This window comes from Companilactobacillus paralimentarius DSM 13238 = JCM 10415 (genome assembly GCF_001434985.1).
Lineage (GTDB): Bacteria > Bacillota > Bacilli > Lactobacillales > Lactobacillaceae > Companilactobacillus > Companilactobacillus paralimentarius.
The window spans coordinates 71800-91940 of sequence record NZ_AZES01000165.1 but is presented as its reverse complement, the minus strand read 5'-3'; the positions used below and the strand labels follow the sequence as shown (position 1 = coordinate 91940).

Genomic DNA, 20141 nt, shown 5'->3' with positions numbered 1-20141 from the left:
GATTTTAGAAAAAATTCTACCGATAAGCAGAATTTTTGAGCGAAAAATTAAAAATGTAAGGGCTTGCTTTTTATAAAATTAGTAATATAATTGTCTCATCCGTTGAGTTAACAACAAACTATTAGGAGGTAGACAAATGAAATATCAAGTAAGCTTGAATACTAAGTCTCAAATGTTTACCGTTGTGGATACAAATACAAAAGTCTTTGCAAACGGTAAAACAATTGAAGAAGCAGTTAACAAATTAAAGACTGCATAATTTTTTTTAACAATAAAATTCAGTTATTAATCAATAAATGATCCATGGTTTAAAACCGTGGATCATTTTTTTGTTTTAAATAAAAAATTTACAAATTGTATAATGAAAAAAGCTAATGGAAAATCCTAATGGATTCTCTATTAGCTTTTATTGATTTTACTTGTTCTTAGCGTTCTTTTGTACGGCCTTAACTGCTTGTTTATGAGTTCCGTCGTATAATTTCCATTTCTTGCCATCAGAAGTTTTGATTGTTGTCTTGCCAACTTTGACAAAGTTCCAATCGAAGTCAGGTTCCATAATAATTCTGAAACCATCGATCTTGAATTTCTTAGGGTTCTTTTTGTCCATAACGATTTTGGCCTTTTTAAAGTTAGTGATATTCTTTTGTGAGCCATCTTTATTTACACGGTTAAATTGGACTTTCTTTTTATCTTTGCCAGTAAAGAAGGTGATGTACTCATCTTTGTTGTCACTACTTACACCAATGTAATCATGACCTTTGATTTCATCTTTTGTAATCTTCTTTGCAGAGTGTTGATCTACTTGTTGAGTACTTTTGGTATTTGAACAACCAGTAGCCACTGTGGCAAATCCACCCATTAATGAAACAGCGGCTAATAAAGTAACCAATTTTTTTTTCATTATAATCTTCTCCTTGATGCACAATATGTCGATAGAAATCTATCATCACTGTTGATTCTATGGTAATGAAATGTAAAAAGCAATTTATATTGTAAATTTTCAAGACAATTTTAAATAAAACTTATCTTTTTGGAATATTATGTTGTATACTTAACTAGTTATGACATGCGAACTTAGTTTAATGGTAAAATACCAGCTTCCCAAGCTAGTGTCGCGAGTTCGATTCTCGTAGTTCGCTTTATACAAGTTTTGAAGTATTGATCGTTTCTGGTCAACGTTTTTTTGTATCAAATGATGTGATATTATTCGTAATAATTATTGTTATTGGTAATTTTATGTGCTATCATATTTTTGCAAAAGAGGGACTAATTAGTTAATTGTTTTCAAGCGAGGTCAAATTTTGGTGTAAGTTGACTATTTCAATGACTAAGTCGCATCCTTTCTTAATTTAAAATGTAAACTGAATATATTAATTAATGAGTGGATATTAATCAATTAGAGTGGTACCGCGGGAAATCTCGTCTCTTTCAATAAGGATATATTATTGGAAGAGGCGTTTTTTTTATCTAATAGGAGGAAAATATGGATTTTAAAAAACAAGTAGTTGACGCTTTAGTCAAAGTTTTACCTGACGAAATTACAGAGGAACAAGTTACAAAATTAATTGAAAAACCTAAAACATCAGATCTTGGTGACTATGCTTTTCCAACATTTATTTTGGCTAAATCCCTACATAAAGCACCAAATATGATTGCTGAAGATTTGGTAGGCAAAATTGAAACAACTGGCTTTGAAAAAGTTGTTAATACTGGTGCCTATATTAATTTCTTCTTAGATAAGAAAGCTTTTTCAAATTCTGTTTTGAATGAAATTTTAAATGATAAAGAAAATTATGGTAACGCTGATGAAGGTAAGGGACGTAATGTACCAATCGATATGTCATCACCTAACATTGCTAAACCTATGTCAATGGGTCACTTACGTTCAACTGTAATTGGTAACTCAATTGCCAAAATTATCGCTAAATTGAATTACACTCCGGTTAAAATTAATCACTTGGGTGATTGGGGAACACAATTTGGTAAGTTGATCGTTGGCTATAAGATGTGGGGTTCAGTTGAAGAGGTTGAAGCCGATCCGATCAATAATCTATTGAAGTATTATGTTCGTTTCCATAAAGAAGCTGAAGAAAAACCTGAACTTGACGATGAAGCTCGTGCTTGGTTTAAGAAGATGGAAGACGGTGACAAGGAAGCTCTTGCTCTTTGGTCATGGTTTAAGGAATTATCATTGAAGGAATTCCAAACAATTTACAACCGTCTAGATGTTCAATTTGATCACTTTACAGGTGAATCTTTCTATAACGATAAAATGGATGCCATCGTTGATACTCTTGAAGAAAAAGGGTTGCTTGAAGAAAGTCGTGGTGCTGAAATTGTTGACTTATCACAATATGATTTATCACCAGCTTTGATCAAGAAGACTGATGGTGCAACACTTTACATTACTCGTGACTTGGCTGCTGCTAAATATCGTAAGGATACTTTTGACTTTGTTAAATCACTTTATGTTGTTGGTAGTGAGCAAGCAGAGCATTTTACAAAACTTAAGATTGTTCTTAAGAAGATGGGTTATGACTGGGCCGATGATATTGTCTATATTCCATTTGGTTTAATTACAACTGGTGGTAAGAAACTATCAACACGTAAAGGTAATGTTATCTTATTAGATAACGTTTTGAATGATGCAGTTGATCTTGCTAAGAAACAAATTGAAGAAAAGAATCCAGATTTGAAAGACAAAGATGCTGTAGCTGAGGCTGTCGGTGTTGGTGCAGTTGTTTTCCATGACTTGAAGAATGATCGTCGTGACAGTTTTGATTTCAATTTGGAAGAAGTTGTTCGCTTTGAAGGTGAAACTGGTCCTTACGTTCAATACACTAATGCTCGTGCTTTAAGTATTTTAAGAAAAGCCAATGTTGATTATTCTGATACAAAGGATTTAGCTATTGCTGATGATCAAGCTTGGGATACCATTAAGATGCTTCAAGACTTCCCAGAGGTCGTTAAACGTGCTGCCAAGGAATATGAACCTTCAGTTGTTGCCAAATATGTTTTGAAACTTGCTAAGAGTTTTAACCAATATTATGCACACAGTAGAATTTTAGCTGACGACGAAGGATTGAAAGCAAGACTTGCTTTAGTTAAATCAGTTTCAACAGTATTACAAATGTCATTAGCACTTCTTGGTGTTAAGGCTCCGGAAGAAATGTAGGGTGAATTAATTTTGGATAGAAAACTCTTTAGCGAACTATCAGAGATAAAAACGACCACACTAGATATAGCATGGTTGATATTAGCAATAGTCTTTGCCTATCTAAATTATGGAACTTACAATTTGGTATATGGTATTTTAGGTTTTATAGCTGTTTTCTTTATTCATTTATTTATTAATTTTCATAATAATTATATGGATTATCGTAATTCAACTAGTGAAGAATATCGTAGCAAAATTAGTACGATTGGAATTAATCGTGAATCATTGGCAATAGTTAAAAAATGGATGTACGGTTTGGCCATTTTTCCATTATTGATTGGGGCATTCTTAATTTATAAGACGGGCTGGATAACTTTAATTCTCGGTATTGTCGGTATCGGGGTTGGATTATTGTATTCGGCAGGTCCCAAGCCACTTAACTCCACGATGTTTGGAGAAGCAGTGGTAGCTATTGCCATTACCCAACTAATTCCAGTGACATACTCTTACTTAGGGTTAGCTGGAACTGGTAAGTTTGATTCTAGTACAGCCATTTCTGTTATTTTGGTGAGTTTGCCAAATACCTTTGCCTTTTTCTGTGCAGAGCTCAGTAATGGAACTTCTGATCTAGAAGCAGATATAAAAAATGGTCGTCATACATTGGTTATTAAAATTGGTAAAACCAATGCCTTGAGTTTGTTTAAAGCTAGTTGGGCTTTAGCCTTCCTGCTAATTCCCATTTTGGCAATTCTCAAAGTAGTACCTTACATTACACTGTTACTCGTACTACTTTATCCAAATATATGGGATGATCTACGTCCTTATCTAAAAGAACAGATAAAGACAAAGACATATCCTCTAGTAATAAAAGCTGTTACTAAGCTGGTGGTGGGATATATTTTATTAATTGCTGTCGGGGCGATTATAAAATTGATTATGTCCATCCTTTAGTACAGTCCAACCAAGAAAGTTATTTCACTCCTAAACTTTTTTGGACAAAAAGAGAGCTCATCTAATTGTCGGGATTAGATGAGCTTTTTGGTTGCTTAAAATAAGCACATATTAAATTATACATATCTTTTGATAATTTTGCCTTAATTATTTTTGAATTATCTGTGAAAGGTTCTTCAAAGGTTAATTTGTCAGCAAACAATAATAGTTTACCATGTTTAGGATCTGAGTTGTAGAGGGGATCATTGACAATAGGCCAACCCATATGAGACAAGTGAACTCTTAACTGATGGGTTCGACCTGTTTGTAAATTTAATTTGAGTAGGGCAAAATCATTGTTCTTTTTGATCACTTCATATTCGGTGATGGCGTTTAATCCATCTTCAGTTACCATACGTTTGCGAACATCGGTGGGATCTTGTCCAATCGGCAAATCAATTGTGCCAGAATTGAAAATTGGTTGATTCAGCTTAACAACAGCAAGATATTGACGATGTAATGTCTTGCTACTCAATTGACGATTGAAGATAGGTACTAAATAAGGTGTTTTAGCGATTAAAACTAAACCAGAGGTTTCCATATCGATACGATGAACCATGTAAGGATGTGCATCTTGCAAGTAATTTTCCACGTCATTCATTAGGGAATCATCTTCAATTTTGCGGTTAGGATGTGTTTTTTTACCAGCTTGTTTGTTGACAACAATAATATCATCATCTTCATAAGCAACATCGATTGGATCATGTCCAGGTAAATAATGTTGTTCCGTTCGAGGTTCAAAGTTAAAGTTCAAAGTAAGCACATCTTTATCTTTAATAATGGTATTAAAGGGCTGATAAATGTCATTTATCAGAACATCGTGCTGTATGCGAAATAGATGTTGCCACTTTTTAGGAATTAACCACTTTTTGAGAAGTTCTCTTAGGGTTAATTTTTCGTTATTTTTAGAATGATAAGTGATTTTCTTCTGGTACATCGAGAGGATTCTCCTTAAATATTGATGAGTAAATTAAAAAATATTCCAATAATGTGATAAAATTTGTTCTTATACAGAGGTATTTAAACAATGAATAATGAAAATAGGTTTTGGGATTGGCTTAAACCGAAATTACTAGTTGCTTGGTCTTTTATTAAAAAGTATTGGAAAAGATTCCAAATTACCCGTTGGATTATCTTATTGGTTTTAACAGCAATACTAGTTTTAAGTAGTTTTTGGACTTACAAAGCTAAAACTTCAAATGTACAAAACTTGCAGTCGTCTTTGCAAACTAAGACAACCGTCTTGGATAAAGATGGAGACGATGCAGGTGAATTATATGCAAACAAGGGAACATATGTTAGTTACGATAAAATTTCTAAAAATATTCAGAATGCAGTAATTTCTACTGAGGATCGTACTTTCTGGACTAACCCTGGTTTTAGTATTAAAGGTTACGCACGTGCTGCACTAGGTTATTTGATACATCATGGCATTAGCGGTGGTGGTAGTACCTTAACGCAACAATTAGCGAAGAATTCCCTTTTAACACAGAAACAGACACTTTCTCGTAAAGGAGAAGAATTATTCTTATCAATTGAAATTAATCACGTCTATTCTAAAAAAGAAATTTTGACGATGTATTTGAATAACGCCTATTTTGGTAATGGGGTCTGGGGGGTTCAAGATGCTTCTGAAAAGTATTTTGGTAAGAATGCCTCCGAATTAAATCCAGCCGAAGGTGCCGTTCTAGCAGGAATTTTAAAAGCTCCTAATAACTATAATCCAATTGATAGTATGTCTAACTCGAAATCTAGACGTAATTTAGTTTTGGATTTAATGGTTGCAAATAAAAAACTAACTTCATCACAAGCTACATACTATAAGAATACACCAATTTATTTAAATGATAATTATGCAGAGAGTAGTTCCTACAAATATCCGTATTTCTTTGACGCTGTTATATCTGAAGCCGTAAATAAATATGGTCTTAAAGAAGACGATATTTTGAATAAGGGCTACAAGATTTACACGACGCTGGATCAAAAGATGCAAACAAATATGCAAAACTCTTTCAGTAATAGTTATCTTTTCCCAGCTAATGCTGCTGATGGTACTAAGATTCAAGGTGCCTCAATTGCTCTAGATCCTAAAACAGGTGGTGTTTTAGCTGTTATTGGTGGTAGGGGTGACCATACGTTTAGAGGTTATAATCGTGCAACACAGATGCAGCAACAGCCGGGTTCTACTATTAAACCATTGGCTGTTTATACACCGGCGATTGAGAATGGTTACAGTTATGATTCAGAATTACCTGATGAAATCACTAGTTTTGGTAAAAATAAATATACGCCAACTAATGCTGACGGTTTATATCAAAAATCAATTCCAATGTATAAAGCTTTGATTCAAAGTGAGAATGTTCCAGCTGTAGCTTTATTGGACAAAATTGGTGTAAAAAAGGGTGTCAATTCTGTAGAAAACTTTGGAATTAAGATTCACAAAAACGATCAGAATTTAGCTTTAGCTTTGGGTGGTTTGGAGAATGGTGTTTCACCAATGCAAATGGCCCGTGCGTATACTGCTTTTGCCAATGAAGGTAAATTAGCTAATACACATTTTATTACTAAAATCGTAGATTCAACTGGAACTGTTATTGTTGATAACACTAATAATTCTACTAAACAAATCATTAGCAAAAACACGGCTAAAGAAATGACAAGTATGATGCTTGGTGTCTATAACGAGGGAACTGGTAAAGCCGCTAAACCTTCTGGTTATCAAATAGCTGGTAAGACTGGTAGTACTGAAGTTCCACGTTCGTGGGGTTATGATGGTACTAAAGATCAGTGGATGATTGGTTATACTCCGGATGTAGTCGTTGCTAGTTGGATCGGTTTCGACAAGACAGATCAAAATCATTTCATACCTGGTACCAGTGAAAATGGTCTAGCTTATCTCTTCAAGGATGAGATGGAAAATATTTTGCCAGAAACTAAAGGTACTGATTTCGGAGTGAAGGACGCCGCAAATTTGGCTAAAGCCGATAAAGATGATTCTGGAAATAAAGATATTACAAAATCTATTGAAGATGGCGTAAACAACGTTAAAAATAAAGCTACAGAATGGTATAATGATATTAAGAACTTTTTTGGTCAATAGGAGGACTGTATGAACATTTATGATAGTGCCAATCAACTTGAACAAGATTTAAGAAAGACAACAGAAGTTTCCGAATTAAAGCTTGCTTTTGAAGCTGTTAAGGCTAACGACCTAGCTTATAAGCTTTTTGATAAAGTTCAAAACAAACAATTTGAACTTCAACAAAAACAAATGCAAGGCCAAGAAATCACGGATGATGACGTCAACTCAATGCGTGAATTAACAGATCAACTTTCAAACTACAGTGAAATTCAAAACTTAATGGAAAAAGAGCAAAAGATGAATTCGATGATGGATGAATTGAACAAAATCATTTCAAAACCAATCGCCGAAATTTATCAAGATAAATAATAAGGACTTAGGGCTTAGGTATTTTGCTCAAGTCCTTTTCTTTTACGGGGGAGTTTTAGAATGAAGTTTTTGCATGCAGCTGATTTGCATTTAGATACGCCATTTGTAGGAATAAGTGACTTTTCAAAAGAATTACAAGCTAAATTAAAGGCTTCAACTTATGAAGCGGCTCGGAAGCTTTTTCGAGTTGCCTTGGAAAAAGAAGTCGATTTTGTCATCTTGGCAGGAGATATTTTTGATGATACAGATAGTTCTTTAAAAGCACAGATGTTTTTGAAGTCCGAATTTGAAAAATTAAATCAAGCTGGCATTAAAGTTTTGATGATTTATGGTAATCATGATTATTATCGTAGTAATTTTTCAGTTATTGATTTTCCTGATAATGTGACAATTTTTGGTCAAAATCCTACAGAAGAAACACTGATTACTAAAGATGGCCAAAAGGTTGGTATTGCAGGATTTAGCTATTATCAACAACACATTAGTAAAAATCTCGTTCAAGATTATCCTGAACGAAATGGCGTAGATTATCAAATTGGCGTTTTGCATGCAGGTGTCGGTGATGACAATTATGCTCCCTTCAAGATTAATGATTTATTGAAAAAAGGATATGACTACTGGGCATTAGGTCATATTCACAAGCGACAGATTTTAAACGAGAGACCGATGATTGTTTATCCTGGTGATATTCAAGGTCGTAATCAAAACGAAACAACTCCTAAAGGTTTTTATCTTGTTTCAGTTGAGAATGGTACTACGCAATTAGAATTTGTTCAGAGCAGCATCTATACATGGGAAAAAGCCAACTTAAATGTCACGACAGATGATACAGTTGATTCTTTGATAGAAAAAATACAACAACTTTTGAATAAACCAAATGTTTTATTAACTTTAACAATTGAGAATGCACAATATCTGGATGCAGATGTTGTTAAGACAATTAATCGAAATGAACTCGAACAACAATTACAAACTTTGGCAACTTCAGGAATACTTTATAAGATTTATTTGAAATATAACAGTAATCCTCAATTAGCTACGATTGATCAGAAATATTGGGATGAAGCAGAACAGAAGTCTATTAATTTAGATGATATCAAGGATTTAGATAGTAGACTTTACAGTTCGGATGTTATTCGAGAGCATATTAAACAGCCAGACTTTTTAAAACATATTGTCGGACTGACTAAAAATACAATTAATCAAAAATATACTGGAGAATAATCGTGAAACTAGTTAAAGCAAAAATATATGGCTTTGGTAAATGGGTCGACCAAGAATTTGACTTTCAGCAAGATTATCAAGTTATTTTTGGTTCCAATGAAGCCGGTAAAACGACCCTCCTAAATTTTATAAAAAGTATTCTCTTTGGTTTTGCATCAGCTAGAGGAGATAATAAGTACCTACAATATAAGCCTAAGACAAGTAGTCAATATGGCGGTGAATTAGTATTTAAGGCTGACGATAACAGTAATTGGACCATTCGTAGAGTTGACGGTAAAGGTGACGGTGAATTAACCCTTTTTCATGATGAACAACAAGTTCCCGAAGCACTTTTAAAAGAAATTATCGGCAGTTTTACTAAAGATGACTTTGAACATACGCATGTTTTTGACGATAAAAATATTTTTTCTATTTATGGATTAGATGAAAATCAATTAGAAACGGAAATTATGTCCGTTGATGCCGTGGGCAGTAAAGAATGGTTAGCCACAGCTGATCATATGACAGCTTCAGCAGAGAATATTTATAAACGTCGTGGTCAGAAACAACCTTTGATTGCTAAGTTAAAAGAACGTGATGACCTAATTGAAGAAAAAGCAGAGTTTGAGAATCAACAAGTTGTTTACCAAAAAGTTAAGAATCAAACCCAACAGACTCAAATTGAGTTTGACGATAATGCAAAGTTATTGAAGCAGGTTAGTGAACAGGAAAACCTTTTACGTAATTTAGATAAGAAGTGGGAACGCTTTGAAAAATTAAGGAAGAATAAACAACCTGCTGGTAATAACGTTCAAATTAGTAATGAAGATTGGGAAAAATTTCTAACTGATAATCAAGAATTAAGTACATTACAAGAGACAACGACGACTAATCGTGTGGCTCAACTGAATAATGTTGAAAAACAAATGTTAATCAATTATAAAGCCAATCAGAAGCGCATGGATTATATTCGCAATCAGAAATTTGAGTTGCAAAACTTACAATTTCATCGGGATGATATGAAATCTAAGTTACTAAAAGTAGATACGCAGGTTGATCAACTGTTCAAAAATAATCCGCAATTATCAGAAGACATGCGGCCATTATCGAGTGAGGAATTGGATCAGATTAATCCACAACAACATGTAAATAATAATAATTTGCCATTGTTGATTTGTGGTATTGCTGCAATTTTAGCTGTAGTGACAGGTAATCCTTTAAAAGTGATCTTTGCAATTGTGGCAATTGGTTGTGGGGGTTGGTATTTCTATCAAAGTCGCAATCTTAAATCTAACCAAAAATTAACTAATTATGCTTTTCTTAGTCAAAAAGGTTATCAAACTTTGAATCGAGAAAGCATTGTTAACATTCAAAGTACGGTTATTCAATTAGCTAATTACCGTTCAACTCAGAATAGCTTGAGCGATGGTATTAAGGCAATTGAAGTTGATTTGAATAAGTGGCGTAATATTCTATTAGAATTGAACATCTTAGATAAGTCGTATAAGAATGATAATTATAATGAACAGATTGAAAAGTACTTTACGAGGTTAGATCAAATCAAAGCGCGGGCTGATTTAAACGAGCAGAGTCAATCAGAAACTCAGGTGATCACTGATAATCGTAATCAACGTTTGCAGGAGATCAATGCAGAGATATCACAAATAGTCGATAAATATCGATTGGTGAGTGTAGAGCAATTTGTCCAAATGCATACGAGTCAAGTTAAGAATCAGATGGTTATTAATCAGATTAAACAGGATAAGGCCTTTTTAGGTGATGACTTAAAGCGATTACAACAATATTCCAATCACGATGAATTGATTAAGGATTTGCAACAAGTTGTTACGAGAAAAGAAACTTTGACTGATAAGAATAATGAATTGAGTCGTCAAATTGGTTCGCTGAAAGAACAGATGCAACAAGTTTTGGACAATACTCAATATCAACGAGTAGTTGACCAATTGGCACAGAATAAAGTTGATATTATTGAATATTATGATGAATGGCTTTCTAAGACCTTAGCTAGTAGATGGATTCGAGAGATGCTAAATATTGCAACTGAAAATCGTTATCCTAAGATGATGCAAAAAGCTACACAATACTTTGCTTTGTTGACGAATAATAACTATGTTAAGATAGATTTTCACGATAACGATATTGCAGTCTTTAGTCAGTCCAAGAATCGCTTCGATGTTCACGAATTATCACAGGCAACAACAGTTCAATTATATATTTCGTTACGTTTGGCTTTCGTTACTGAGATAGCCGACTTAATCAAATTACCAATTTTGATTGATGATGCGTTTGTTGATTTTGATATATCAAGAACAGAAAATGTTTTTGAATTGATTCAAAAAATTGCTAAAGATAATCAAGTTATTTATGTAACTGCCAGTGAACCTAGGTTGTTGCCACAGGATCATATATTGAAATTGAAGGAGGAAGCCTAGTGGGTAAACATATTATTGATTTTAACAACGGAGAAACAATGAGTTTGGAAGTTATTATTAAACGTTCTGATTTTCGACTTGCTAAGAATGGCAAAAATTTTTTGTCATTAGTTTTTGAAGACAAATCAGGACAGATTCCTGGTAAGTATTGGGATGCTAGTGAGGATGATGCCAAGAAGTATCATGTTGGTGCTATTGTCCAATTAGAAGGTCGCCGTGACTTGTATCAAGGAAAGCCACAAGTTAATATTACTCGTCTAGGGCTTTTGGATGCTGAGACTGTGGATATGTCACAATTCGTTCAAACAGCACCTATGAAACGTGCTGATATGGAAAATGAATTTGAGGATGTTTTTTTGCAGATTACTAATGGTGCTTGGAATAGAATTGTTAGATACCTGTTCAAAAAATATCATGATCAATTCTTTACTAGTGCCGCCGCCAAAAGTAACCATCATGATTTTCAAGGTGGTTTAGCTTTTCACACTTTGAGTATGGTACGTATGGCCGAGAAGATTTCTGATCTTTATCCACAAATCAATCGTGCTTTACTGATAGCTGGAGCTTGTTTGCATGATTTTGGTAAAATCATTGAATTAACAGATAGTTTGGACATTGAGTATACCTTTGAAGGTAATATGTTAGGTCATATTACTATTGTTGATGAGGAAATCGTTAAGGCTGCTACAGATCTTGATATTAGTCTTGAAAGTGAAGATATGATTCTTTTGAGGCATATGATCTTGTCACATCATGGTTTGCTTGAATATGGTTCACCAGAACGTCCTAAGCTGTTAGAAGCCGAAGTTCTACATAATATCGATATGATGGATGCTTCTATTAATATGATCACTAAGGCTTTGGATAAAACTGAAGAGGGCAAGTTCACTGAAAGAATTTTTGGTTTAGACAATCGCTCATTTTATAAGCATAGTTAATAATAAAAAGCAGTATCTATTAGATGATTTCATCTGATAGATACTGCTTTATTTTCTATATGGTTAATTGTTTTTTAGCAGCTAATAACCAAGGATGGGCTACTAAAAGGTTGTGTGATAGTAGATAGTCAATATACACAAGAGCAGCTTCTTGATATGAAACTTTTAAAGCAGTGTTCAATTCTTCTAAATATGGAGGAATACCAGGTTGATCCCAGGCAATTTTATCGGCCAGAAAAACAATTAAATCAAAATTATTAAAATTCTTTTTTAGCGTAGTGTGACACTTTATAGCGTTTAAAATTATTGGATCCTTAATTTGAAAGCATTTTTCAGCAATATAGGCGGAAAGTTTTTGATGTAGTAGAAGTGGGACTTGATGTTCTTCTTTTAACACGGGAATATGTAACTTTTCAGAAATCAACAGACGCTCGCTTTTGGGAATAAAGGCGCTGATGTCGTGTAAAAGTCCTGCTTGGTAAAGTTGTTCGTGATATTCCTTAGAAAGGCTGACAGCTTCTTTAGCGACCATCTGGCCGTGATAAAAGGTAGAGATGGTTTCAGTTTCTTGATAGAAACGTTCGATATTCTCCACAAAGCTTTGATTAGTTTGTAACCTGAAGTCGTTGATGTATTTAATGTAATCCATATTTTTCCTCAAAAAAAAGAACCTTGGATTTTTATGTCCAGAGTTCTTTTATCAATTAATTATTTTTTACTTGATGTTGAAGAAGATGATGATACATAACCTGAAAGAACATCTTTCAAATCGCTATCCTTGATAGAAACATCAGCATTCTTCAATACTTTAGAAATAACTTTTTGCATTACAGTTGAATCTTGTAACCATGAAGCGTAAATCTTAGATTTAAGTTCAGCTTCGTGATCCTTCATGTTACCCTTAGCAGGTTTCTTAAGAAGTTTGATAACACTGTAACCGTAACTTGTCTTAACAGGTGTTGTTGTGTAATCGCCGACTTTGCTTAGCTTGTAAGCAGCTGTCTTAAAGTCTGAATCAATACTTGTTGAATCGTTATCGAAGGCTGCTAATTTACCACCCTTGTTCTTTGTAGCAGAATCTGTTGAATATTCTTTAGCAAGCTTAGTGAAATCTCCACCATCTTGAAGCTTAGTAATAACTTCTTCAGCAGTTGATTTCTTAGCTACTAAGATATGAGCAACAGTAATCTTAGGTTGGTAATTCTTCCATTCTTTTTGTAGTTCTTTGTTTGTAACTTTCTTGTTCTTCTTCAAAGCAACCTTTGTAAGAAGATTTGTACGGATATTCTTCTTAAATTGAGCAGTTGTCATGCCGTTTTGTTGAAGAATTGAACTAAATGAAGAACCGTATTGACTCTTGTACTTGTTGTATTCCTTGTTAACTTGTTTTGTTGAAACACTCTTACCATATTGGTCCTCAAGGGCCTTTGTGATAATCATTGTTTGAAGGGTTTGTTTACCTTGAGAAGAACTCTTCATTTCCTTGTAGTATTCTTCTTGAGTAATTCTTCCACCCTTAAGTGTAGCAACAGTTTTGTTACTTGAACATCCAGCAGCAACAACAGTTACCATAAATAGACCAGCAAGTGCTAGGATCCATTTAGTTAATCGTTTATTCATCTTTACACATCCTTAATTAAATAAATATATCTACAGTTGAAAAGACTACCATAAAAAGCTATTAATAGTTTATCATTTTATGAAAAAATCACAAAAACTTCATAATTTAATTTCAATCTTTGTTTAATTCGCTGAGATTTGATTTCATTTCAGCGATAGATTCTTGAAGTTCTTCCACATCTGGTTTGATGCTTTCTGAGTAGTTGGATAAATCTTCTTGAATACCAGAAACTACTTCTGGAACTACTGCAGCGTTTTTCTGTAAGTCAGTTAATATATCCTTAAAATCTTTTATATTCTGAAATATCTTGGTATCATTAACACTAGATAGCGCATCTTTTGATTGGACAAGATGAATTGCGACTCCAGAAATGGTACCAACCACGAATCCAGTAAAAAATTTCATTTTAATCCTCCAAGTTTTCCTTGATCTTGTCAGCACGAGATTGAAGTTCTTCAGCACTAGCAAGACCAGTATTGTCACCCCAGTGCATTGAGAAGGCATCGTCTTTTGAATAACGAGGAACTAAATGAATATGTGAATGCATGACACTTTGGTAAGCAATTTCACCATTATTTTGGCAGATATTCATACCAATAATATTAGGATTTGATGCTTTGATAGCACGTGCAATCATAGGAACTTTCTTGAAAACACGTTCAGCTAAGTCTTCATCATAAGCAAAGATATCTTTGACATGCTTCTTAGGTACCACGAGTGTGTGGCCTGGTGTAACTTGAGAAATATCGAAGAATGCTAGTACATCATCATCTTCGTAAATTTTAGTACTAGGAATATCTCCGTTAATAATTTTACAAAAAACACAATCATCCATGTAAAAAACTCCTTTCAAAAACAGCAATATATTTACTACAATGCTATCATATTAACATTATTAAAAACAGATAATAGGTGGTTTAATCCATGACTTTAGAAGTAAAAGAATTGACCGGAGGATACGGTCAAGTATCAGTTTTAAAGAAAGAGACCTTTAATGTTGAAGGTGGCCAAGTTGTTGGCTTAATTGGTTTAAATGGTGCCGGAAAATCAACAACTATCAAACACATTATCGGACTATTAACTCCGCGAGGAGGACAGATCTTAATCGATGGAATTAGTCTGCATGATGATGTTGAAAAATATCGAAAAAAAATTGCTTATGTTCCTGAAATGCCGATTTTATATCCTGAACTGACTTTAAGGGAGCATATTGATTTAACAATTATGGCGTATGGTTTGGATCATGATAAAACTTGGACCAATGCAACCAAATTGTTAAAGACATTTCGTTTGGACAATAAATTGGATTGGTTTCCACAAAATTTCTCCAAGGGTATGAAACAAAAAGTTATGATTGTTTGTGCCTTTATGACCGATGCTAGTTTGTTTATCATTGACGAACCATTTACGGGTTTAGATCCATTGGCGGTTAATGATCTTTTGAATATTGTTGAAGCTAAGAAAAAAGCCGGATGTTCTGTATTGATGTCAACTCACATCCTAGCTACTGTTCAAAATCATGCGGACAAGTTTGTTTTGATTAATCATGGTCAAGTTAGAGCTGATGGAACTTTGGATCAACTCAAAGCTAAATTCAATATGCAGCAGGATAGTAATCTTGATGATATTTATATTAAGATGTCGCACGAGGATCTCTAAATGACAAATTTATGGCAAGAAAGATTGAGAAGACATCAACTCGATCAATTTAAATATTTAAGACTTATTTTTAATGATAATTTTGTCCTCGCATTTATTGTCTTGATAGGTGCCTTAGGATTTTGGTATTCTAATCTTTTAGGAACAATTCATCATCAATTAATTTTGGGTAAACCAATTGTTATCCTACTGCTATTTTTAGCGACGCAAGTAGGTGGAATTGCTACTTTACTTGAGGAACCTGACAGTACTTTTTTACTAGTTAAGGAAAAAGAATTTTATAAGTATTTTAAAGCTGCTAAGAATTACAGTGTTTTCATTCCAATCGTAACTTTAGCTTTGGTTAATTTCTTGTTGTCAGCTTTTGCTTCAAGGGCAGCAGGAATGAAAATTATTGATATCGTTTTAATTGCGATTGGCCTAATTGTTTTCAAATTGGGATCCCTAAATATTAATCTGATGGCATTGTATGGTCAGGATCACTTTGGAAGTTTAAACATGCGCCTAGTTTCAAACATTCTTTTGATTGTTTCTTTGATTTCTTCAACATATTTTTTGAGTGCCATTATGGTAATTGTTGGAGTGATTTATTACTTGTTCTTGAATATGAGAGTAAGGCCTTTAGAAACTAGTGGACAATTACAGTGGAAGTACGCAATTGAAACTGAGAACCAACGGATGTTTCGTATCAAGCGTTTCTACAATTTATTTACGGATGTGCCTGGTGTTAACAGTAAAATTAAACGTCGTAAGTGGTTAGATGGACTCTTTAATTTCATTAAACCGAAGAGTTCTAATACTTACTTATATTTGTTTGCACGTGGTTTTGTCAGAAATAATGAATATATCGGTCTTTTCCTGCGCTTGACGATTATTCAGGCAATCATGCTTTGCTTGATTGATAACTTTTACATTTCTTTAATTGTTGAAATGTTATTCATCTATTTAGTTGGATTCCAATTGAAACCATACTTCAAAGAAGTTATGCAAAATTTAATGCAACGTTTATATCCAATAAGTAGCAAAGATAAGATTGCTTCTTTTACAAAATTAAGTACAATAATTCTAAGTATTCAATGGATCGTCAGTGCTTTAGCTATTATTTATAAGTTTGGATTAAGTATGAATGGACTTATAATTATTGTTGCTGGAGCTTTGGTATTAGTATTTGTAAATTATTTCTATATGCCAAGACAACTGAGAAAATATTTAAACTAATGGAGAATTTTGATTTATGCGATTAAGAAACAAACCTTGGGCCAAGGATATGATCAATGACAACCTTGACCTAATTGCTGTACAACCAGAAAATATGCCCGGTAAGTGGCAAGATCGTTTCGAGAAGAAACAACCTTTATTCATTGAAGTTGGTTCTGGAAAGGGTAAATTCATTACTGAATTGGCCCAACAGAATCCGCAAAATAATTATATTGCAATGGAAGTTCAAGAGGGTGCCATTGCCTTGGTACTAAAAAAGCAAGTTGAGTTAAAATTGCCCAACTTGCAACTATTGTTAGCTAATGGTGCTGATTTATCAGATTTGTTCGCTGAAAATGAAGTTGCTGGAGTTTATCTAAACTTCTCCGATCCATGGCCAAAAACACGTCATGAAAAGCGCCGTTTAACTTATAAGTCTTTCTTAAAACAGTATCAATATATTTTGAAGGATGATGGCTATCTACAATTCAAGACTGATAATCAGGGACTGTTCGAATATTCATTGATCAGTATGAATAATTTTGGCATGAAATTTGATGAAATTTCATTGGATCTACACAATGATGAAGTCTTAAATGCTAAGAATATTGAAACTGAGTATGAAAAAAAATTCTCAAAAAAAGGCTTCAGGATTAATTACCTGAAAGCCCAATTTGAAAATTAATTATTGATTATTATTATTGTACTTTTTTAATATTAAGTAACTCACCAGTAATGGCGTCAGCAATGAAGTGATATTGAGCAACGTCAAATTCGTCCATAGTTGTAACGCCACCAACGATTCCCCATGTGGAATGACCATTTACGTCAACACGTTGGTAAAGTGGTTCTACCCATGAACCGATTACTTTACTATCTTCGCCCAAGACGGACTTAACTTTATCAATTATTTTTTCGCTATCTAGATGGTGTTTTACTAAAACTGTAGCAGCTGTTCCAGCTACAAGTACAGAACCAGCAACGATTAATGAACCGATACCTTTTTTACTCATAAAAAATCACTCCTTGATTTCAATTTAATGATATATTACCACTATTATATATCATTCGAATACTCAAGAACATTTAATTGACCGTTTAATAAATAAAAAGTATCTTATTGACAGAGGTGAATTAGTTATGAAGACAATTGAAGACTATAACGTAAAAGACTGGCACGAAGCTACTAAAGAAGGAAAATATGTTCTATTTTTCCATGCTGATTGGTGCCCAGATTGTAAATTTATTGAACCAAAGCTTCCAGAATTAGAAAAAGAATACTCAGACTTTACTTGGATCAGCTTTAACCGTGACAATAACATGGAAGTTGCTCAAGAATTAGGGATTATGGGTATTCCTAGCTTTGTTGTTATTGAAAATGGTAAAGAAATTGGTAGACTAGTAAATAAAGATCGCAAAACTAAAGAAGAAGTTGAGACCTTTATTAACAGTGTAATTAACAAATAATTAATCAAGTGAGGGGAAAAACTTGCTATTAAGCTTTTATAATCCAGATGTTTTAGGGGATGTCCTTATCGTTGAGCTAGCTAATGATGCTGGTATCACTCAAGGAACTGCCCAAAAAGATAATGTTGTACGTATTTTTAATGAAAAAAATGATGAAGCCATCGGTTTTAATTTCTTTAGCCTCGGAGAAAAACTAGGAATTGAAAATGACTCCGGTCAAATATTCTTAGATGATGAACAAGTCAACGTCTTAAATGACGCACTTGCTCAAGCAGGTTTTTCTGATAAGTTAGTAGCAGATAAGAGTCCTAAGTTCGTAATCGGACATGTTGATGAAATGAAAGCTCATCCTGACTCAGATCATTTGCACATTACGCAAACTGATGTGGGCTTGGATAAGCCTGTTCAAATCGTTTGTGGTGCACCAAATGTAGATCAAGGACAATTAGTCGTAGTTGCATTACCAGGTGCAGTTATGCCTACCGGTAAAGAAATTTGGCCCGGTGAATTGCGTGGAGTAGATAGCTTTGGAATGATTTGCTCAGCTAGAGAATTGGGTATTCCAAATGCACCACAAAAACGTGGTATTCTAGTACTTGATCATGGTACAGCTGGTCAAGCATTTGATTTTGAAGAAGCAAAGAAATTGTTCAATTAGGAGCTATTATGGAAAAGACAGTTTATCATTTTGTTGGAATTAAAGGAACAGGAATGAGTGCTTTAGCGCTTATCTTGAAAGATTTAGGATACGAAGTTCAAGGATCAGATATTGATAAATATACATTTACACAACGTGGTCTTGAACAAGCTGGAATTAAGATTTTACCCTTTGATGAAAAGAATATTCATGAAGGTTTAACGATTGTTAAAGGAAACGCTTTTAGTAATGATCAAGTAGAAATTAAAAAAGCCAATGATATGCACTTAAAAGTAATTACATATCCTGAATTAGTTGGTACATTAGTTTCTGACTATACTTCAATTGGTATTGCCGGATCACATGGTAAGACAAGTACAACAGGTCTTTTAGCACATACTTTAAGTGGTATCGCTAAGACATCATATTTGATTGGTGATGGTACTGGTAAAGGTATCAAAGATGCTAAGTTCTTTGTTTTTGAAGCCGATGAATATCGTCGTCATTTCTTGGCATACTCACCAGATTACTTAATCATCACAAATATTGATTTTGATCATCCCGATTACTTCTTTGGTGGAATCAATGATGTTGTTGATGCCTTTGAATCAGAAGCTAGAAAGACTAAGAAGGGTATCTTCATCTGGGGTGAAGATGAACATGCTAAGTCAATCAAGGCTGACACACCAATCTATACCTACGGATTAAATGAATCAGATTATATTCGTGCTACAAACATTCAACGTACTGTTAAGGGATCATCATTTGATGTTTCTATCGACGGCGAGAATATCGGTAACTTCCAAGTTCCATTGTTTGGTGAACACAATGTTCTGAATTCCTTGGCCGTTATTGGTGTAGGTCACATGGAAAAGCTTGATCATGCCTTGATCAACCGTGAATTACAAACATTTAGTGGTGTTAAGAGACGCTTTAGTGAAAAGAAAGTGGCTGATCAAGTTATCATTGATGACTATGCTCACCATCCACAGGAAATTAAAGCTACAATTGACGCTGCTAGACAAAAGTATCCTGACAAGAAGATCATTGCTGTCTTCCAACCACATACTTATACAAGAACATTAGCTTTGATGGATGACTTTGCTAAGTCATTGGATATGGCTGATGAAGTTTACTTGACTAATATCTTTGGTTCCATCCGTGAAGCCCATGGTGATATTACAAGTAAGGATCTTGGTAATAAGATTCATAAAGGTGGTAAGGTTCTAACACTTGATAACATGTCTCCATTATTGGAATACCATAATACCGTTATGATATTCATGGGTGCTGGAGATGTTCAAAAGTATGAAACGGCTTATGAACAACTATTGAGTACTTTAAATCCTAATCAACAATAATATTTAA

21 protein-coding genes and 1 tRNA gene are annotated in these 20141 nt (G+C 33.9%); 15 read left to right on the top strand and 7 right to left on the bottom strand.

Translation table 11 applies throughout. The features are described from left to right. Window positions 1-136 precede the first annotated feature (136 nt). Entirely contained in the window at window positions 137-259 is a 123-nt protein-coding gene (locus FD33_RS13070) for a hypothetical protein (protein WP_256970478.1), read from the top strand. A gap of 156 nt (window positions 260-415) precedes the next feature. Here FD33_RS13070 and FD33_RS12260 read toward each other — a convergent pair whose 3' ends face one another. After that, the gene (locus FD33_RS12260; protein WP_025084462.1) at window positions 416-901 is read right to left on the bottom strand and encodes a hypothetical protein; all 486 of its coding nucleotides are present in this window, start codon (window positions 899-901) and stop codon (window positions 416-418) included. A gap of 167 nt (window positions 902-1068) precedes the next feature. Between FD33_RS12260 and FD33_RS12255 the strand changes: the two genes are divergently transcribed. From FD33_RS12255 to FD33_RS12245, 3 genes are all read left to right on the top strand, one after another. Further along, a tRNA-Gly gene (locus tag FD33_RS12255) sits at window positions 1069-1139 on the top strand. A 344-nt stretch (window positions 1140-1483) separates the two neighbouring features. Next, complete coding sequence (gene argS, locus FD33_RS12250) at window positions 1484-3175, top strand: arginine--tRNA ligase (RefSeq protein ID WP_025084463.1); 1692 nt, start codon at window positions 1484-1486, stop codon at window positions 3173-3175. A 12-nt stretch (window positions 3176-3187) separates the two neighbouring features. Then, window positions 3188-4108 carry a prenyltransferase gene (locus tag FD33_RS12245; protein WP_025084464.1) on the top strand — a complete coding sequence of 307 codons (921 nt, stop codon included), beginning with the start codon at window positions 3188-3190 and terminating at the stop codon, window positions 4106-4108. Between the two features lie 61 nt (window positions 4109-4169). Here the strand turns inward: FD33_RS12245 and FD33_RS12240 are convergent, their stop codons facing one another. Then, window positions 4170-5084 carry an RluA family pseudouridine synthase gene (locus FD33_RS12240; RefSeq protein WP_025084465.1) on the bottom strand — a complete coding sequence of 305 codons (915 nt, stop codon included), beginning with the start codon at window positions 5082-5084 and terminating at the stop codon, window positions 4170-4172. Window positions 5085-5174: 90 nt separating this feature from the next. Between FD33_RS12240 and FD33_RS12235 the strand changes: the two genes are divergently transcribed. The 5 genes from FD33_RS12235 to FD33_RS12215 are packed head-to-tail and all read left to right on the top strand — an operon-like array spanning window position 5175 to window position 12192. Then, window positions 5175-7247: a PBP1A family penicillin-binding protein gene (locus tag FD33_RS12235; RefSeq protein ID WP_056956009.1), complete on the top strand. Its 2073-nt coding sequence runs from the start codon at window positions 5175-5177 to the stop codon at window positions 7245-7247. A 9-nt stretch (window positions 7248-7256) separates the two neighbouring features. Next, on the top strand, window positions 7257-7598 hold the full coding sequence (locus tag FD33_RS12230; protein ID WP_025084466.1) for a YlbF family regulator: 342 nt from the start codon (window positions 7257-7259) through the stop codon (window positions 7596-7598). Between the two features lie 60 nt (window positions 7599-7658). Continuing rightward, on the top strand, window positions 7659-8822 hold the full coding sequence (locus FD33_RS12225) for a metallophosphoesterase family protein (protein WP_025084467.1): 1164 nt from the start codon (window positions 7659-7661) through the stop codon (window positions 8820-8822). 2 nt (window positions 8823-8824) lie between these two features. Beyond that, complete coding sequence (locus FD33_RS12220; RefSeq protein WP_025084468.1) at window positions 8825-11254, top strand: ATP-binding protein; 2430 nt, start codon at window positions 8825-8827, stop codon at window positions 11252-11254. Continuing rightward, a complete protein-coding gene (locus FD33_RS12215) occupies window positions 11254-12192 on the top strand; it encodes a 3'-5' exoribonuclease YhaM family protein (protein ID WP_025084469.1) in 939 nt (312 codons plus the stop codon). Before FD33_RS12220 ends, FD33_RS12215 begins: the two co-directional genes overlap by 1 nt. Before the next feature lie 55 nt (window positions 12193-12247). On the opposite strand, the gene yqeK is transcribed toward FD33_RS12215, so the two are convergent. From yqeK to FD33_RS12195, 4 genes are all read right to left on the bottom strand, one after another. Then, window positions 12248-12841, bottom strand: a complete 594-nt coding sequence (gene yqeK / locus FD33_RS12210; RefSeq protein ID WP_051564088.1) for a bis(5'-nucleosyl)-tetraphosphatase (symmetrical) YqeK — start codon at window positions 12839-12841, stop codon at window positions 12248-12250. A 59-nt stretch (window positions 12842-12900) separates the two neighbouring features. After that, window positions 12901-13812: a peptidylprolyl isomerase PrsA gene (locus tag FD33_RS12205; protein ID WP_025084470.1), complete on the bottom strand. Its 912-nt coding sequence runs from the start codon at window positions 13810-13812 to the stop codon at window positions 12901-12903. A 112-nt stretch (window positions 13813-13924) separates the two neighbouring features. Next, window positions 13925-14218: a hypothetical protein gene (locus tag FD33_RS12200; protein ID WP_025084471.1), complete on the bottom strand. Its 294-nt coding sequence runs from the start codon at window positions 14216-14218 to the stop codon at window positions 13925-13927. Between the two features lies 1 nt (window position 14219). Beyond that, a complete protein-coding gene (locus tag FD33_RS12195; protein ID WP_025084472.1) occupies window positions 14220-14648 on the bottom strand; it encodes an HIT family protein in 429 nt (142 codons plus the stop codon). An 89-nt stretch (window positions 14649-14737) separates the two neighbouring features. Here FD33_RS12195 and FD33_RS12190 point away from each other — a divergent pair, with 89 nt between their 5' ends. Genes FD33_RS12190 through trmB form a run of 3 tightly spaced genes read left to right on the top strand, consistent with a single transcriptional unit; the run spans window position 14738 to window position 17354 of the window. Continuing rightward, on the top strand, window positions 14738-15472 hold the full coding sequence (locus FD33_RS12190) for an ABC transporter ATP-binding protein (protein WP_025084473.1): 735 nt from the start codon (window positions 14738-14740) through the stop codon (window positions 15470-15472). Continuing rightward, the gene (locus FD33_RS12185; protein WP_025084474.1) at window positions 15473-16690 is read left to right on the top strand and encodes an ABC transporter permease; all 1218 of its coding nucleotides are present in this window, start codon (window positions 15473-15475) and stop codon (window positions 16688-16690) included. 16 nt (window positions 16691-16706) lie between these two features. Next, on the top strand, window positions 16707-17354 hold the full coding sequence (gene trmB / locus FD33_RS12180; protein WP_025084475.1) for a tRNA (guanosine(46)-N7)-methyltransferase TrmB: 648 nt from the start codon (window positions 16707-16709) through the stop codon (window positions 17352-17354). Window positions 17355-17367: 13 nt separating this feature from the next. Here the strand turns inward: trmB and FD33_RS12175 are convergent, their stop codons facing one another. Continuing rightward, window positions 17368-17682, bottom strand: a complete 315-nt coding sequence (locus FD33_RS12175) for a hypothetical protein (protein ID WP_025084476.1) — start codon at window positions 17680-17682, stop codon at window positions 17368-17370. A 127-nt stretch (window positions 17683-17809) separates the two neighbouring features. On the opposite strand from FD33_RS12175, the gene FD33_RS12170 reads away from it, so the two are divergent. Genes FD33_RS12170 through murC form a run of 3 tightly spaced genes read left to right on the top strand, consistent with a single transcriptional unit; the run spans window position 17810 to window position 20134 of the window. Then, the gene (locus tag FD33_RS12170) at window positions 17810-18136 is read left to right on the top strand and encodes a thioredoxin family protein (protein WP_025084477.1); all 327 of its coding nucleotides are present in this window, start codon (window positions 17810-17812) and stop codon (window positions 18134-18136) included. 22 nt (window positions 18137-18158) lie between these two features. Further along, entirely contained in the window at window positions 18159-18794 is a 636-nt protein-coding gene (gene ytpR, locus FD33_RS12165) for a YtpR family tRNA-binding protein (protein ID WP_025084478.1), read from the top strand. 8 nt (window positions 18795-18802) lie between these two features. Beyond that, on the top strand, window positions 18803-20134 hold the full coding sequence (gene murC / locus FD33_RS12160; RefSeq protein ID WP_025084479.1) for a UDP-N-acetylmuramate--L-alanine ligase: 1332 nt from the start codon (window positions 18803-18805) through the stop codon (window positions 20132-20134). The last annotated feature ends 7 nt before the right edge of the window (window positions 20135-20141 follow it).